16 protein-coding genes are annotated in these 16,419 nt (G+C 50.3%); 8 read left to right on the forward strand and 8 right to left on the reverse strand.

All coding sequences use genetic code 11. The features are described 5' to 3' along the window. Positions 1 to 231: 231 nt before the first annotated feature. On the reverse strand, positions 232 to 1,158 hold the full coding sequence (locus VFS25_RS00035; protein ID WP_326460054.1) for a phosphotransferase family protein: 927 nt from the start codon (positions 1,156 to 1,158) through the stop codon (positions 232 to 234). A gap of 12 nt (positions 1,159 to 1,170) precedes the next feature. Beyond that, entirely contained in the window at positions 1,171 to 2,715 is a 1,545-nt protein-coding gene (locus tag VFS25_RS00040) for a glycoside hydrolase family 10 protein (protein WP_326460055.1), read from the reverse strand. Positions 2,716 to 2,788: 73 nt separating this feature from the next. Here VFS25_RS00040 and VFS25_RS00045 point away from each other — a divergent pair, with 73 nt between their 5' ends. Next, on the forward strand, positions 2,789 to 3,832 hold the full coding sequence (locus tag VFS25_RS00045; protein ID WP_326460056.1) for a DUF3500 domain-containing protein: 1,044 nt from the start codon (positions 2,789 to 2,791) through the stop codon (positions 3,830 to 3,832). 356 nt (positions 3,833 to 4,188) lie between these two features. On the opposite strand, the gene VFS25_RS00050 is transcribed toward VFS25_RS00045, so the two are convergent. Next, the gene (locus VFS25_RS00050; RefSeq protein WP_326460057.1) at positions 4,189 to 4,647 is read right to left on the reverse strand and encodes a methylglyoxal synthase; all 459 of its coding nucleotides are present in this window, start codon (positions 4,645 to 4,647) and stop codon (positions 4,189 to 4,191) included. A 440-nt stretch (positions 4,648 to 5,087) separates the two neighbouring features. Between VFS25_RS00050 and VFS25_RS00055 the strand changes: the two genes are divergently transcribed. The 3 genes from VFS25_RS00055 (at position 5,088) to VFS25_RS00065 (ending at position 6,929) form a co-directional block, all read left to right on the forward strand. Beyond that, positions 5,088 to 5,684 carry a NifU family protein gene (locus VFS25_RS00055; protein ID WP_326460058.1) on the forward strand — a complete coding sequence of 199 codons (597 nt, stop codon included), beginning with the start codon at positions 5,088 to 5,090 and terminating at the stop codon, positions 5,682 to 5,684. Positions 5,685 to 5,773: 89 nt separating this feature from the next. Beyond that, entirely contained in the window at positions 5,774 to 6,409 is a 636-nt protein-coding gene (gene pnuC / locus VFS25_RS00060) for a nicotinamide riboside transporter PnuC (protein WP_326460059.1), read from the forward strand. Beyond that, positions 6,402 to 6,929, forward strand: a complete 528-nt coding sequence (locus VFS25_RS00065) for an ATP-binding protein (protein ID WP_326460060.1) — start codon at positions 6,402 to 6,404, stop codon at positions 6,927 to 6,929. Before pnuC ends, VFS25_RS00065 begins: the two co-directional genes overlap by 8 nt. Positions 6,930 to 7,045: 116 nt before the next feature. Here the strand turns inward: VFS25_RS00065 and mtgA are convergent, their stop codons facing one another. Further along, positions 7,046 to 7,774 (reverse strand): monofunctional biosynthetic peptidoglycan transglycosylase, encoded by a 729-nt coding sequence (mtgA, locus tag VFS25_RS00070; RefSeq protein WP_326460061.1) that lies wholly within the window; start codon positions 7,772 to 7,774, stop codon positions 7,046 to 7,048. Between the two features lie 107 nt (positions 7,775 to 7,881). Between mtgA and VFS25_RS00075 the strand changes: the two genes are divergently transcribed. Together VFS25_RS00075 and VFS25_RS00080 are read left to right on the forward strand one after the other, a co-directional pair. Beyond that, positions 7,882 to 8,499, forward strand: coding sequence for an L-threonylcarbamoyladenylate synthase (locus tag VFS25_RS00075; protein WP_326460062.1), 618 nt, complete (start codon positions 7,882 to 7,884; stop codon positions 8,497 to 8,499). A 12-nt stretch (positions 8,500 to 8,511) separates the two neighbouring features. Continuing rightward, on the forward strand, positions 8,512 to 8,799 hold the full coding sequence (locus VFS25_RS00080; protein ID WP_326460063.1) for a hypothetical protein: 288 nt from the start codon (positions 8,512 to 8,514) through the stop codon (positions 8,797 to 8,799). A gap of 208 nt (positions 8,800 to 9,007) precedes the next feature. Here the strand turns inward: VFS25_RS00080 and VFS25_RS00085 are convergent, their stop codons facing one another. The 3 genes from VFS25_RS00085 to polA all read right to left on the reverse strand — a co-directional run bounded on the left by VFS25_RS00085 (position 9,008) and on the right by polA (position 14,065). Then, entirely contained in the window at positions 9,008 to 10,156 is a 1,149-nt protein-coding gene (locus VFS25_RS00085) for an aminopeptidase C (protein ID WP_326460064.1), read from the reverse strand. Positions 10,157 to 10,345: 189 nt separating this feature from the next. Then, on the reverse strand, positions 10,346 to 10,900 hold the full coding sequence (locus VFS25_RS00090; protein WP_326460065.1) for a GNAT family N-acetyltransferase: 555 nt from the start codon (positions 10,898 to 10,900) through the stop codon (positions 10,346 to 10,348). Between the two features lie 339 nt (positions 10,901 to 11,239). Continuing rightward, a complete protein-coding gene (polA, locus tag VFS25_RS00095) occupies positions 11,240 to 14,065 on the reverse strand; it encodes a DNA polymerase I (RefSeq protein WP_326460066.1) in 2,826 nt (941 codons plus the stop codon). Between the two features lie 105 nt (positions 14,066 to 14,170). Here polA and VFS25_RS00100 point away from each other — a divergent pair, with 105 nt between their 5' ends. Continuing rightward, complete coding sequence (locus VFS25_RS00100; protein WP_326460067.1) at positions 14,171 to 14,500, forward strand: arsenate reductase family protein; 330 nt, start codon at positions 14,171 to 14,173, stop codon at positions 14,498 to 14,500. A 170-nt stretch (positions 14,501 to 14,670) separates the two neighbouring features. Here the strand turns inward: VFS25_RS00100 and VFS25_RS00105 are convergent, their stop codons facing one another. Beyond that, the gene (locus VFS25_RS00105) at positions 14,671 to 15,765 is read right to left on the reverse strand and encodes a glycosyltransferase (RefSeq protein ID WP_326460068.1); all 1,095 of its coding nucleotides are present in this window, start codon (positions 15,763 to 15,765) and stop codon (positions 14,671 to 14,673) included. 349 nt (positions 15,766 to 16,114) lie between these two features. Here VFS25_RS00105 and VFS25_RS00110 point away from each other — a divergent pair, with 349 nt between their 5' ends. Then, positions 16,115 to 16,363, forward strand: coding sequence for a hypothetical protein (locus VFS25_RS00110; protein ID WP_326460069.1), 249 nt, complete (start codon positions 16,115 to 16,117; stop codon positions 16,361 to 16,363). The last annotated feature ends 56 nt before the right edge of the window (positions 16,364 to 16,419 follow it).

Here is a 16,419-nt window from a genome sequence, read left to right on the forward strand (position 1 = left end):
ACACTCTGCCTCCTAAGCCGTTGCTATCCGAGAGAGGTACTGTAATTGTTTCGGGAACGGTTTAAAGATACTAAAAGAACGCAGTATTTTTTATATAAACATTTGTTTATAACCAAAAATTTAGAAAAAGTTAAAATTAAACTGAAAATTATTGAATTTAATGAAAAATTGAGCAGATGAAGCGCTTACACAAAAGTGCTAGTGGGGTTTTAAAACCGGGTTAAAATTCTATTATGAAAGATAAGTATGATAGTTGGCAGCTATATTATTAAAACTTGTTTTACACTCCGCTACCAGGGGCGCATCCTGGATGTCGAGCGCAAAAACGGAGAGGTAGCAGGTAAGGTACAGGGCGGCAAAAAGGGCCAGGCGCAACAGAGTATCATCAAAACCCGGGTAGGCATCCCGGAAGCGGGGAAAGGCGGCGGGCGGCAAAAAGCTAACGGCAAAGGCCAGGTCTTTGGCGGGGTTGCCCAGGTGCACATCGCTCCAGTCAATAATGCCACACAGCTGCTGCCGGTGCTGCACCAGTATATTGCGGCTATACAGGTCGCCATGCACAATGGTGCGGCGGGCATTTACATCGGCCTGTGAAATAGCGGCAAACAGGGCTTCTGCAATGGCCGGGTCAAAATCAATTCCCAGGCTGCCGGTTACGTACAGGCTTTCCCGTATAATGCGGGTGCGTTTGGCAATATCCATACGGCCTATCTGGTCATTGGGAATAACAGCCTGTATTTCGGGCGTTACCGGAATGGTGTGCAGCCGATGGGCAAACTGCGCCATGGGCTGTGCCAGGGCAGCGCGTTCCGCATCTGTCATATACAGGTTGGCGGCCATTTTGCCGGGCAGCATTTCGTAAGCAAAAAAGGGGAAGTTGTTGCCGAAGGTGCCGTTATACAATATATGCGGCACGGGAACAGGCAGCAGCGGCGCCAGTAACGGTAACGCCCGTATTTCCAGCTGAATGAACGGAACGGCAAAGCTGCGCTTACAGAAACGGAATACCAGGCGTCCGTTTACGAGGAACAGCTCATTATCCCAGCCGCTGCCCAGTGTTTGCACGCTTTGTATGGTTAGCGCGGGAACAGCGGTTTGCAGCAGGCGCCGCACCTTTTGCGGGTTTAATGCAACTTCGCTCTCCCACTGGCGTTTCATGCAGGCATTGTTTTAAGGAAATATAAAAATTGTTTTACCGTTCTGCATCCTGGTGCGCAGGGGATCGCTGGCAAAGCTTTCGTTCTGCAGGCGGTCCAGCGCGGTAACCACATATGTATAGGCATGGCCTTTCTGGTAGGTAATGTCCATAAACTGTGGGTCGGGCATCTGGGGCACCAGGCCCAGTATTTTCGTAGGGTCGTTCAGGTTTATTACATCCTGCCCTTCAAAGCGGTACAGCACATACTGCTGCGTGCGGTGCAGCGTATCATCATCTGACCAGTACAGCTGCAGGCCCGCCGGCCGCTCAAACGCATCTATAAAGTAGGGTGATTTGGGCGCCTGCTGCTGCCCCAGCCAGGGCATTAACGGGCGCAAGGCCGGGTAGCGGTACAGGTGGTTATGCAAAGTGTCTTCTATACCCAGGGGGTTGCCTTCAAACGATTTGTTGCTGTAAAAGATGCTGCCCTGTACGGTGTTAAGGGTACGGGCTTCTTCTATTTGCAGGGGCAGCTCATTGGGATTGCGCCATGCGGCATTGCTGTTAATGCGGTACACGCCGTGGCCAATGTACACATGCCGGCCATAGCCATGCTGCGCCCACCAGTTCAGCAGCACCTCATAAGCTACCAGGCGGTGGCCGTGCTCCCAGTACAGCTGCGGGGCTACATAATCAATCCAGCCGTTGCGCAGCCATTTCAGCACATCGGCATACAGGTCGTCGAAGTCGGTTTGGCCGCCGGAGGTGTAAGAGCCTTCGGGGTCTTTACTATGGTTGCGCCATACGCCAAAGGGGCTTACGCCGAATTTTACCCAGGGCTTGGTTGCTTTAATGGCCAGGCTAACCAGGTGTATAACGGTATCTACATTCTGCCGGCGCCAGTCGTCGCGCATCATATCGTGCCCGTACAGGCGGTAGGAGCTGTTGTCCGGGAACTCTTTACCGGGAATGCGGTAGGGATAAAAATAATCGTCGAAATGTACGGCGTCAATATCATAACGCTTTACCACATCGGCCACCACCCGTGCTACGTACTCCCATACTTCAGGAATACCGGGATCGAAATATTTCCGGTCGCCATAGGTCACAAACCACTGCGGGTGCAGGCGGGTAATGTGGTTGGGCGCCAGGCTGCTGCGCCTTACATTGAACACGGCGCGGTAGGGATTAAACCAGGCATGAAACTCCATGCCGCGCTTATGCGCTTCCGCTACCATAAACTCCAGCGGGTCGTAGTACGGCATGGGGGCCTGCCCCTGGGTGCCGGTAAGGTATTCGGACCAGGGCTCAAAGGCGGAGGCATAGAAGGCATCGGCCGACGGCCGCACCTGCACTACCACGGCGTTCATACCATTCCGCTGCTGCCGGTCCAGTATATCAATAAATTCCTGCTTTTGCTGTTCGGTGCTTAAACCCCTGCGGGAAGGCCAGTCTATATTTTCCACGGTGGCTATCCATACGGCCCTGAGCTCCCGTTTCGGGGGCAGCTGTGCATATACCGAGCTTACCATACAGCACAGTAGCCCGATAGCTGCTGCCAGTTGCTTCACATTCATCTACAATGCGTTACTTTAAAATGCGTAAAGTGCGAAAATAAGTAACTATTTTGTTGGTACAATTTCCACGCTTATGCAGCTCCATAACTTTTTACGCCATGCCTGCAGCTTCAGCCTTTGCTGGTGGCTGCTTACAGGCCCCGCCCACGCACAAACCACCGGAAAAGATATTACGGCTGCGGCGCAGCAGTTTCTGCAAACCCTGAACGACAGCGCCCGGCAGCAGGCTGTTTTTGCCTGGGACAATGAAGAACGCTTTCACTGGAATTTTGTGCCCATGCCCCGCAAGGGCCTGCCAATAAAGGCTATGAACGCGCAGCAGAAAGCCGCCGCCCTGCGCCTGTTGAAAACCAGCACCAGCGCAGAGGGTTACCGCAAAGCCACATCCATTATGGCTATGGAAAATGTGCTGAAGGCGCTGGAAGACCGCGCCCCGGACGATCACTACCGCGATCCCACCAACTATTATTTCTCCATATTCGGCGCGCCCGGCAGCGGGCAGCAATGGGGCTGGCGGCTGGAGGGGCACCATGTATCGCTGAACTTTTCGGCCAACAACAACACCCTGGTGGCAGCCACCCCATCGTTCTTCGGCTCTAACCCGGGCATTGTGCCTTCGGGACCGGAAAAAGGCAGGCAGATATTAAAGCAGGAGGTGGCGCTGGCCTTTACGCTGCTGCACTCCCTTACCAGGGAGCAGCTGCAGCAGGCCATGATACAAACAACCGCGCCCCGGGAAATTATTACCGGCAACAAGCGCAAAGCCATGCTGCTTGACCCGCCGGGGCTTGCTTACAGCCAAATGAACCCTGAACAGCAGCAAATGCTGCAGCAGCTGGTAGCGGTGTATATAGACAATAACACCAAGCTGATGGCCGATATTTTACTGAAAGAAGTAACCACCGCCGGCTGGAACAACATGCACTTTGCCTGGGCAGGCGCTACTGAGTGGGGCGGCGGGCATTATTACCGCATACAAAACCCGGCCATACTGATCGAGTATGATAATACCCAGAACAACGGCAACCACATACATACGGTGCTGCGCGACCTGAAGAATGACTTTGGGGAAGATGTGCTGCGGGAGCATTATGCCGCTGCGCACAGGAGCCATTAGGAAATACAAGTAAGATGGTTGGAGCGGATAGTGGAAGTTTGGTTTGAAGGATGGAGGTTAGATGATGGAATCAGGAGGCATGTGGCAGGCAGTAAAATGGCTGGAGGGCCCGGTAGCGGCCCAGCAGATAGCCTGGCCACCGGACTAATGGAACAGCAACCGTTTGTAAGGGCAGGAAGTGCAGTAGTAAAGCCGGGAAACAGGAAGCAGGATGATCGGGGCAGATGGTGGGTAGGAAAGATGTAGGGGTTTATGCAGGGGGGAGTAGTTGCGCAGCAATGGCGCAGCAATAGCCCCCTAGGGAAAACCCTGTTTTTCCGCAGTTGGGGTGCAATGGCGCAGGGGAAAAAGAGCCGTTATTTAACCACTTTTCTTGACAGGTAGGCGGAATAATCGGGCAGCAGCACATCATAATCCTGGTGCATGAGCGGAGAGGTAAGCAAAAAATCGGCGGTAGTGCGGTTGCAGGCCATGGGAATGTTCCATACCGCGCACAGGCGCAGCAGGGCTTTAATATCCGGGTCATGGGGCAGCGCCTCCATAGGGTCCCAGAAAAATATCACTACATCAATATTACCTTCGGCCACCATGCTGCCAATCTGCTGGTCGCCGCCCAGCGGGCCGCTCAGCATTTTACGCACCGGTACATCCAGCTGTTCTTCCAGCAGCCGGCCGGTGGTGCCGGTGGCATACAGTTCATGGCGGCTTAAAACGGTTTTGTTATATACGGCCCAGTCTATCAGCTCCCCCTTTTTATGATCGTGCGCAATGAGGGCCACACGTTTGCGCGCCATCAGCGTTTTCTTAGATTGCATAGTTGCTTTTTGTTATACAAAAATAGCGGAATTAAAATACCTTGCAATCCTACCGCATCCCATTTTTGCGTTGATTCTGATGTGCGGTTATTCACATCACCCGTTGCCGGTACCTACTGCAATAGCTATTGCGTTGACCGCGCATGTGCGGTTATTCACATCCGGGCCGAAATATCCCAGCCGCTATTGCCTTAACAGGCAGGCGCCGCTGTTTGCATACAACAGCCGGCAGGCTGAGCTTGCCGGCGCACCGGGGCAGCCGGAAGGAATGCCCGTTTTTGTAATACCACGATGGATTTAAGGAACCTGCGCTGACTATTCTATACGAATATAACCTTTTGCCTATAACGCTATTGTAAAAATCAATGAAATATCCGGAGCAGCGCTCCCACTTTCTGCCTGAAAGTTGCTACCTTTGTACTGTTAAATAAGGTTAAAAAATGATAAAAACAGGTAATCCCATCATCAGCATTTATACGGAAATGACGCCCAACCCGGAAACAATGAAGTTTGTGGCCAACAAGCTGCTGTACCCCGGCAAAAGCATTGATTTCCCTGATGAGGCCAGCGCAAAACCCTCTCCCCTGGCTGTGGAACTGTTCAGCTTCCCGTTTATACGCGGGGTATTTATAATGGCCAATTTTATTACCCTTACCAAAACTCCTGAAACCGACTGGATGGATGTAATACCTTCCATTAAGGCGTTCCTGAAGGAATACCTGGAAGATAACCGCCCCATCATTAACGAGGAGGAAATAGCGGTAACCAAAACTTCGGCCAGCAATGAAGTAAGTGCTGATGACAGTGACGTGGTAAAACGTATCAAGGAATTACTGGAGAATTATGTGAAGCCGGCTGTTGAAATGGACGGCGGCGCCATACAGTTCAAGGACTACCACGAAGGCACGGTAAAGCTGATGCTGCAGGGGTCCTGCTCCGGCTGCCCATCTTCCATGATCACCTTAAAGGCAGGTATTGAAGGCATGATGAAACGCATGATACCTGAGGTTAAGGAAGTAGTGGCGGAAGCAGAATAATAAGCCATAGTTGAGAAGAATGATAGTGTTAAAAGGAGCACAGTCTTAGTGACTGTGCTTTTTTATTGCCACAATGTTACTTTTGCACCATGAATTTTCAGGCCATATACCAAAGCCTGCTGGATGGCATTCATGCCATGAGCTGGCTGGAAATTATTGCTGCGCTGTTTGGCGCCATCAGTGTGGTATGCAGTAAACAGAACAGCATTTGGCTATACCCTACCGGGCTGGTAAGCACCGGCATATACGTGTACCTGTTATCCCGTGAACAGTTTCGCCTGTATGCAGAGGCTACGCTGAATGCCTATTACTTTGTGATGAGCGTGTATGGCTGGTACCACTGGGCCCATAAAGACGCGCAGCAGCATACCACCGAAGTGGCCTGGGCTACGCGGCGGGAATGGCTGATAACGGCGCTGATAGCGCTGCTGGGATGGGGCCTGTTTTATGTGCTCCTGAAGAACTTTTCCAATTCGGACGTGCCGCTGATAGATGCTTTTGTATCTGCTACGGCCTGCGCAGGCATGTGGCTGCTGGCCCAGCGGAAAATAGAGAACTGGATTGTACTGAATGTTTCCAACCTGGTGGCGGTGCCGCTGCTGTTTCATAAAAAGCTGTACCCTACTGCCCTGCTCACTATTTTTCTGTTTATAGTGGCGGTAATGGGTTATTTTACCTGGAAGAAAATCTGGGAGGCACAGCAAAAAAATCCCCTGCATGTATAAGATAGTGGTACTGGGGCCGGAGTCAACCGGCAAAAGCACGCTGAGCGAAAAGCTGGCGGCACATTACAACACCGTGTGGGTGCCGGAATATGCACGGGCATATATTGACGGGCTTAACCGCCCCTATGAGCAGGCAGACTTATTGCAGATTGCCCGCGGGCAGCTGCAGCTGGAAGATGAAAAGGCGCAGCAGGCCCGCCGGCTGCTGATTTGTGATACAGACTTGTATGTGATAAAGGTATGGAGCGAGCATAAGTACGGGCAGTGCGATCCGCAGATACTGGCACAGATTGCGGCCCGCCGTTACGACCTGTATTTACTTACCTATATAGATATTCCCTGGGAAAACGACCCGCAGCGGGAATACCCCGACCCGCAGATGCGGGAATATTTTTACCGGATATACCGCGATATTGTTGTGAACAGCGGCGTACCGTGGGCGGATATACGCGGCAGCTACGCCGAGCGGGAAGCGGGCGCCATGGCCGCGGTGAACCGGTTGATGGAATGTAAAATGTAAAATTTTAAATGTAAAATGTAAAAGTAGTAATGCGGTGTGTAATACGTATTACCGGTGTTTAACAGTCTTACTCGTATTTGCTATTAAACACTGCCCCGTACTTTTACATTTTGCATTTAGTGTTTTACATTTTTTTTATCCGTAATCAGCGCCACAACATCCGGATCGGTGGAGAGGTTGCGCATTTGCACCAGTATGCGGCGCTGGCGCCAGCTGGTAATGCGTGCAGGCGGGTTTACCGTGTACTTTACAGGATTGGGCAGGCAGGCGGTTATCATGGCGGCCTGCTCGCGGTTCAGGGAAGCGGCGGAGCGGTGGTAGTAAGCCCGGGCAGCCGCTTCAAAACCAAAAATGCCATCGCCGGTTTGGGCTACGTTCATATACATTTCCAGGATGCGTTTTTTACCCCAGATCTTTTCTATCATAAAAGTAAAATACACTTCCAGGCCCTTGCGCAGCCAGCTGCGGCCCTGCCATAAAAACACGTTCTTGGCTACCTGCTGGCTGATGGTGCTGGCTCCCCGGATTTTTTTGCTTTTCTGGTTATGCTTCATCGCCTTTTCAATGGACTTGAAGTCGAACCCATCATGATCAGGGAACAGCTGGTCTTCGCTGGCAATAACGGCCAGCCGGGCATACTGGGAAATATCTTCCGCATCGGCCCAGGTTTTATGAAAGTGCTTATCGGTACCCCAAAGGCTAACCCAGCTGGAGATCATGGTGAGGGTAATTGGCGGATTGACCCAACGTAACATAACGAGGTAAACGAAATGTGCAATAAACAGGATCAGCAGTATACGTTTCAGTTTTTTCCATGTTCTGGGTACAATACCTTTTAATTCCATCCAGGTGGGTTTAGAGAAAAATCGGGCGGAAAGTTATATAAAATTTAGTTTAGGAAATGGTACTACCTTTGAGGCAGAAGGTCATTCATCATCAAATAACCGGCGCTATGTTACTGCAATTACACCTGGAAAATCCCAATCCGCGTCATGTGAAAACCATTGTGGAATGCCTGCGCGGGGGCGGCATCATTATTTATCCGACTGATACGGTATATGGCATGGGATGCGATATTTCACAGCCCAAAGCTATAGAACGCATTTGCCGTATTAAGGGAATAGATCCTAAAAAGGCGCATTTTTCCTTTATCTGCTATGATCTCAGCCACCTGTCGGATTACGCCAAAAGTGTAGATACGCCGGTGTTCCGCATGTTAAAAAAAGCGCTGCCGGGCCCTTACACCTTTATTTTGCCGGCCAGCAAACAGGTGCCTAAAATGCTGAAAACAAAAAAAGATACCGTAGGCATACGCGTGCCCGATAACAACATTTGCCGTACCATTGTAAAGGAGCTGGGCAACCCGGTAATGAGCACCTCCCTGCCGGTTGAGCACTACGTGGAAGAATATACGGACCCGGAGATCATCCATGAAAAATTCGGTAAAATAGTAGATATTGTAGTGGATGGCGGAATGGGCGGCGTTACCTTCTCTACCGTAATTGATTGTACCGGGCCGGAGCCGGAAGTAATACGCGAAGGCGCCGGCAGCCTGGAGCTGATAGGATAACATTTTACACCAGTGAAGCTGCTGCGTAATACCATATGGATATTGTTGCTGCTGCCGGCTACTGTGGCCGGCGCACAAAGCCTGCAGCTGCCCGCGCAGCGGGCAGATACGGTTAAGCGTATGCCATTACCGGCCTATATGATAACACCCGTTTCCGCAATGGCGCCAGGCACCTATTACCAGCAGCACTTTGGCGTGTTCTGTAAACAGGAGTGGCTGCTGGAAAAGCAAATACATGTGCCGGTAAAGCTGCGCCTGGGTACTTACCAGTACACGCAAAGGCTGGAAGGGAAGCAGTGATGGGAATGTAAAATGTAAAATAATAAATGTAAAATGTAGAATGTAAAAGTTGAGGCGGCGGGTAACTGGAAAAAAGAGGCGACAGGAGAAAGGCTAACAGGAACTGAACGAAAAGTGAAAACAACATATCATGCAAAAGGGGAATGCTGTGATGAACAGCGCTCCCCTTTTGCATTTGGTTAAATGTATAAACGCATTGCCTGCAGGTTTATTTAATGCCCATTTTTTTGGCAATGTCCGCAGGGATGGCCTTTTTATTTACCAGTATGTTGGTGGTTTTGTAGGCAAAGTAAGGCACAGAGGCGTAAAAGTAGCCCTGGTCAAAATTGCCGGTGCCCCAGGAGTTCTTTACACGGAAATATTTATTGCCGTTCTGGTCTTTTACCAGGCCAACCAGGTGCATACCGTGATCGTCCTGGGTTTCGTAGTTATCAAAAGCCTGCTGGCGTACTTCAGGGGTAATGGTTTTTTCCTTGCCCGGTTCTTCAAACAGCTGCTTACGTTCCTCAGGCGTCATATCGCTCCAGTCTTTTTCCGGCACTACGGCCAGGCCGTTGGGGAAGCTGAAATACTTTTCACTTACATCCGCTGCCCAGGCTACGGTATAGCCGGTGGTGATGGCGTTTTCCGCAATGCTGATCATATCTTCCAGGGGTACGTTATACACCTTTTCCCAGTTCCAGTTATCCGGTACTTCCAGCACAAACTGCTGATAGTAAGGGTGGTGGGTAAAGGAAGTTACAATCACATAATCGTCTGCATTCAGGCCAAGCTCTTTGGCAAAGGACTGCGGGGTATAGGTTTTGCCTTTGTATTCAAAGGTTTCCGGCGCATCGCCCATATAGCTGTTGAGCACTCCTTCAAAAGCTTTGTGCCAGCTGGGATTAATGGTGGTTTCTTTATTGGCAATGGTTTTTAGCATGCCTTCCAGCAGGCTTTCCATTTCGGAGTGGTTGTACATTTTAACGCGGTTACCGTCGTACACCGACTGCGGTACCAGGCCATATTTGCGCAGGCACAGCAGGTCGTCGGGGAAGCCGCCGCCTTCGCCAAAGTTGGCTTTACCGTGCATGCGTACATAGTTATCGGCTTTCAGGGGGTACATTTTGCGTACTACATACATCTCGCTCAGGTTAAGGCCTTCACCTTTGCCGTTGCGCAGCAGCTCCGACTCAAAAAAGGAGATGCCGGAAAAAGACCAGCAGGTGCCGGTCATGCCCTGGTTTTGCACATCATAGGCATCCAGGTTTTTGATAGTGGTAAATTGGTAATGGCTGCCTTCTTTGTTTGTATTGGTGTTTTGTGCCAGCACCGTGGTGCTGGAGAATAGTGCAATGCACACAATCCATTTTTTCATACGGTTACAAGTTTGTTTTGTTGTTTGCTCGTTCAATTGTTCAATAATAACGGTGAGGTATAAGTATTCGCCGTAAGCCCCCAATAATGACGGTTGGTTCCATTATAAGCAGGAGCTGTTTATAAGGTGCCAAATATAAGTGAATGAAGGGAATGCGGTATATAAAAGATGGATGAGCGGGAAAAGGGCTCAGGAACGGCTTTCCAGTTCGTTCTTTTCCCAGCGGGCGTTATACTGTTCTCTTGTGATGGCCCATTGCCACAGCTGTTCATTTTCCTTGTCGGACACTTCGCCGGCAAACTGCATCCCGGCTTTCTGAAGGATTTTTACAGAGGCATTGTACTCCTCTTCCGTATGGGCTACCACTTTTTGCACATAGGAGTGGCTAAAGGCAAAGCGGATAAGGGCGGCGGCCATTTCGGTACCATAGCCCTGCTCGCGGTAGCTGGGAATTATTTCATAGCCTATTTCCACCAGGCCGTTTTTATCCGGCCGGTCTTTAAAGCCGCCTGCGCCAATAAGCCGGCGGTCGGCCCGGTGTATTACCAGGTAAAAAAACCAGCCCAGCATAGAGGGGTCGTTACGGAGTTTATCATAGGCTACCAGCACTACTTCGGGGAACTCTGTCCAGTGTTCGGGGATATCAATGCCCAGCAGGTCGGCCAAAACATCATTGCCCTGCAGCAGCGCTTCAAAGTACTGCAGGGAGCAAGGTAATAGCTGTAAACGTGATGTTTGGATCATGTACGAAAGCTAGTAAACGAAATCGGGAAATACAAGGGTAATTACGAATTATTCAATTACGGATTACGGATTGGAATGCAGCGGATGGAATGGGGAGAAAGGGGTCAATTACGAATTGTTTAATTACAAATTATGAATAGGTGCAGCGGGAAGAATTGGTCAATTGTGCTTACCATAGGTAATTACGAAGGAGGTGCAAATAGCCTGGCAGGCAACAGCCGGCGCAAACCGAAATTATAATTTATCAATTGCCATTCCATAAGCGCGGAGCATTGGGTGTTCCGCGCTTATGAAAAATGTCCCGTTTTGCGGGATCGTAATTAAACAATTCGTAATTGACTAATGCGCTTCCAGCCAGTTGTTGCCGGCACCTATTTCCGCTTCAATAGGTACGGCCAGGGGCAGGGCGTTGCGCATGCCCTCCAGTATAAGCGGCTTAATAGTTTCCACCTCATCGCGGTGGGCGTCAAATACCAGCTCATCGTGCACCTGCAGCAGCATTTTTGATTTCAGGTTGTGCTGCTGAAAGGTTTTGTGCACGGTTATCATGGCCAGCTTTATCATATCGGCGGCAGTGCCCTGTATGGGCATGTTAATAGCGTTGCGCTCTGCATAGCCACGCACTACCGCATTGGACGAGTTAATATCCTTTAACCACCGTTTGCGGCCCAGCAGCGTTTGTACGTAACCGTTCTGCTGCGCAAAACGTATCTGCTTATCCATATACTCCTTAATGGCGGGGTATTGCGTAAAGTAGTTATCAATAAGCGTTTTGGCTTCTGAGCGGGGAATGCCCAGGTTTTCTGAAAGGCCAAAGGCGCTAACGCCGTAAATAATGCCAAAGTTCACACTCTTGGCGTTGCGGCGCATCTGGGGCGTTACCGCGTCCATTTCCACGCCATATACCTTGGCGGCGGTAGCAGCGTGAATGTCAAGCCCTTTCTGGAAGGCCTCCATCATCTGCTTATCTTCACTAATGGCGGCAATAATGCGCAGCTCAATCTGCGAGTAGTCGGCAGAAAGCAGCACATATTCCTCATTGCGCGGCACAAAGGCTTTGCGCACCTCACGGCCACGGTCTGTACGAATAGGAATGTTCTGCAGGTTGGGGTTGTTGGAGCTTAAACGCCCGGTTACAGCCACTGCCTGGTTATAAGAGGTGTGTATACGGTTGGTGCGTTTGTTGATCATTAACGGCAATGCATCAACGTAAGTGGATTTAAGCTTGCTCAGCTCCCGGAAAATCAGGATGTCTTCCACTATCTGGTGCTTGTTCGACAGTTTGGCCAGCACATCTTCGCCGGTGGCATACTGGCCGGTGCGGGTTTTTTTAGCTTTGGGGTCGAGCTGCAGCTTTTCAAACAGCACTTCGCCCAGCTGCCGGGGCGATGCCAGGTTAAAGCGTACGCCGGCCTGCTGGTACACGCTTTCCTCTGCCCTTTTTATTTCGCCTTCCAGCTCACGGGAGTAGTCGGCCAGGGCCTGTGTGTCCACCGCAATGCCTTCGTACTCCATATCGGTAAGCACGCGTACCAGCGGGTTTTCTACCTCATAAAAAACCCTGGCCACACTTTTCTGCGTGAGCAGGGGCGTAAATTTTTCTTTCAGCTGCAGGGTAATGTCGGCATCTTCCGCGGCGTATTCCTTTATTTTTTCCAGCTCCACATCGCGCATATTGCCCTGGTTCTTGCCTTTTTTGCCAATAAGGGTTTCTATGGAAACGGGCATGTACTGGAGGTACTGGGCTGCCAGCAAATCCATGCTGCGGCGGCCTTCCGGCTCTATCAGGTAATGGGCCAGCATGGTATCAAAGATGGGGCCTTTAATATCAATGCCATACCACTTAAGCACAATCATATCGTACTTAATGTTTTGCCCTACAAAGGTGAGCTGCTCATTTTCAAATACCGGGCGAAAGGTTTCCAGTATGGCCCTGGTAGCCTGCTGGTCGGCCGGTACAGGTACATACCAGGCTTCGCTTTTGCAGCAGGCAAAGCTCATGCCTACCATTTCCACGGCATTGGCATCGGTGCCGGTGGTTTCTGTATCAAAGCAGATTTCTGTTTGCTGCTGCAGCAGGGCAATCAGCTCCGCTCTTTTCTCCGGCGTATCTGCAAGGTGGTAGGTGTGCGGGGTGTTTTCAATATGGCGGTCGGCCAGCAGCACGTTAATGCCGGTGTCCGGCGCTTGCTCACGTGCGGCCAGGGTGGCGGTATCTTCTACAATATTCCCAAACAGGTCTGTTTGCTGCGGCTTTGCGGGCAGGGGCGCTTCTGAGTTGGCAGAGGCAAAGGTATCGCCCAGTATGCGCTTGCCCAGTGTTTTAAATTCCAGCTCTGTAAAAATGGTGGTAAGAGCTTCCCTGTTGGGTTCTTTAATGCAAAAGTCCTCTTCATGGAAAGTAACCGGTACATCGGTGATAATGGTAGCCAGCTGTTTTGACATCAGCGCAGCTTCCGCGCCGGCTTTGATCTTCTCGCCCATTTTACCGCCAATGTTATCTGCATTGGCCAGCACATTTTCCACGGAGTGGTATTGCGACAGCAGCTTCATAGCGGTTTTTTCCCCGATGCCCGCAATGCCGGGGATATTATCCACCGCATCGCCCATGAGGCCCAGTATGTCTATTACCTGGTGCACATCGCTGATCTGCCACTTGGTGCAAACTTCTTTCGGGCCCATGATCTCCTCTTTATTGCCCATGTACGGCGGCTTGTAAATGAACACGTTTTCCTTTACCAGCTGCCCGTAATCCTTATCCGGCGTAACCATATATACCTGGTACCCGGCGTTGGCGGCCTGCCAGGCCAGGGTGCCGATTACATCATCGGCCTCATAGCCGTCTACCTCAATAACGGGTATATTAAAACCGTCGATAATACGCTTGATGTCCGGCAGGGCTTCTGTAAGATCTTCGGGCGCTTCCTGCCGGTTGGCCTTGTATGCTTCAAAAGAGGTATGGCGTTCGGTGGGCGCAGCGGTATCAAATGCTACGGCCATGTGCGTAGGCTTTTCTTTGTTGATCAGGTCCAGCAGGGTGGTGGTAAAGCCAAACTGCGCGTTGGTATTACGGCCGGAGGTGGTTAACCTTGGGTTCCTGATAAGGGCATAATAGGCACGGTAAATGAGTGCCATAGCATCCAGTAAAAACAGTTTCTTTTGCATGCGCTAAACCTACGTGAATTTGAGTAATGTGCAAAGTTAGGGGTTTAAAGTTTGAAAGTTTTTACGGCATATGTATGTTTGATGAGGAATTATACCTGGATAAACATGAAGAAATTATACCATTTATCTACCTGCTCTACCTGCAAAAAAATTATCGCGGAAACAGGCGTGCAGCAAAAGGGATTTGTATTGCAGGATATTAAAACGGAACCGATTACCCCGGCCCAGCTGGATGAAATGGCGCGGCTGGCCGGCAGCTATGAGGCGTTGTTTAGCCGCCGCAGCCAAAAGTACCGTCCTATGGGCCTGCATGAGAAAACGCTTACGGAAGATGATTACCGCAAACTGATACTGCAGGAGTACACTTTCCTGAAACGCCCCGTAGCGGTGGTGGAAGGGAGGATTTATGTTGGTGCGGAAACGAAGAAAGTGTGAAGATGTGCGGATATGCAGATGTGGGCAAGGTGCTATTGAGGCGGTGTTTAGATGGATTGATTTGATTAATGGATGAAGTATTTTTAAAGCGGCGTGTAATGTGCGTAATGCACGCTGTATGCATATTTCGCTGCATTTTCATCTGCCCATTTGCATATCTGCCCATTGCTTTACTTTTCCCTGAGAAACGCTTTTACTACATTTTTGTACTGCTCCATATCCTGCTCATGCTGGAAAGAGCGGAAGGGGAATGCGGCCGCGCCCTCCAGGGCTTTGGCCAGGTTAAACTTTTCCTGTGGTAGGCTGTAAAAATATCCCTTTTCCATCAGGTATGTTCCCAGGTATTCCTGCTCCGATTGCCCCGGAGTGGGCACCAGTATGGCTTTTTTATTTAGCTTGGCCAGGTCCATAAGGGTGGTGTAGCCGCTGCGGCTCAACACCATCCCGGATGCCAACATGGCGTCGTTGAGCTCCTGCGCGTTCAGGTGGTTCACCTGCAGTACGTTGGGGGTAATTTGCTGCCGTTGTGGCGCATCGGGCCGGCCGCTTACAATAAGGGCGCGGATGGGCAGCTCCTTAATCTGTTCCAGGATCAGCTTTTCCAGGTTGGAGCGCTGCGGCTCGGGGCCGGAAATAAGTACCAGCAAATCGTATAGCCGGGCTACGTTTTCCCTGGGCTTAAAGCGGCTCAGGCAGCCGATGTAGGTGGTATTGGGCGGCAATTTGCCCGGATGGCCCAGTATGCCGGAGAGGTTATTATCCCCTGCAAAGTCGGGCACCCAGCAGGCCCCGTAGCGGCGTATATACTTATAGTTGAGCTTTTGCAGCAAGCGCTCTGTAAATCCTCCGAAAGGGGTTTTGATGAGCAGCTGGTGGGAAATAAACACACAGGGAATACCGGGGTGGTACAATCCAAAGCGGTTATCGGAAATAACTCCCTGAATACCATGGGTTTTTACCACATCCTGCAGCCATTGCTGCTCATAGCGCACCGACCGCAATATTTTAGGGATCTGCTGTATTATCTTCCAGCCAAAGAACCAGCCTTTTTTGGCATACTGTATACGGTAGCCGGGCAGCGGCAGTATGGTAAGCTGCGGAAACTCCTGCTGCAGCAGGGCGGCATGTTTTCCCTCAGCCGCAATAACTACGTCGCAGCCGGCGTTTAATATTTCGTAAATGAGGGGAATGTCGCGGGTAGCATGTCCAAGGCCCCAGTCAAGCGGTACTACCAGTATTTTTTTTGATGCGTAGCTTGTGGACAAATAATTTAAAATTTTTTGCGAATTTAGCGTAATTTACAGTAGGTGTATTGTTAAGAAAAGGTAAACTCTTTTACGATAGGATTATAAAAGAAGCTAGTTATATTTCGTATGAAACAAATAAAATGGCTGTTGATCTTTTTTTTATGTGGGAGTCTGGTACTGCAGGGGTGCAGCGTATTTAAGAAGAATGATTGCGGTTGCCCAACTATGAACAAGAAACACATGCATTGATCACGGTTTCATTACGCAAGTAAAGAGCACCTTACCTTAGAGCACAGATCTGAACCTATCCTCTTTTATTGAAAACCCGGGTTGTAAAAATTATAGGGAACGTCAAACTTATTTTTCAATGAAACCTGTAGAAAGGGACTTACTGATCTTATTGCATGAAGAGCGGTATAGCGAGCAGCAGATCCAGTTTGCAGTTAAGCAGATCAGCGAAATGCTGTCTGTAGTAGAAACCATGGATTACCTGTGCGCGGTAATGGAAGTAGCTGATTGTAACAAAAGCCGGGTTACCAGCAAACGTACCGTGCTGGAAAAAGTATTTGCCAGGAAAACACAGCGCGCTTTTGAATTTGTAATTCACAAGAACTGATCCGGTTTGCCCCGTGCGGCGTTTAACAATGTGCTGCCGGCATTTTCCCGTGCGCC

It is taken from the genome of Chitinophaga sp. (genome assembly GCF_035761305.1).
Lineage (GTDB): Bacteria > Bacteroidota > Bacteroidia > Chitinophagales > Chitinophagaceae > Chitinophaga.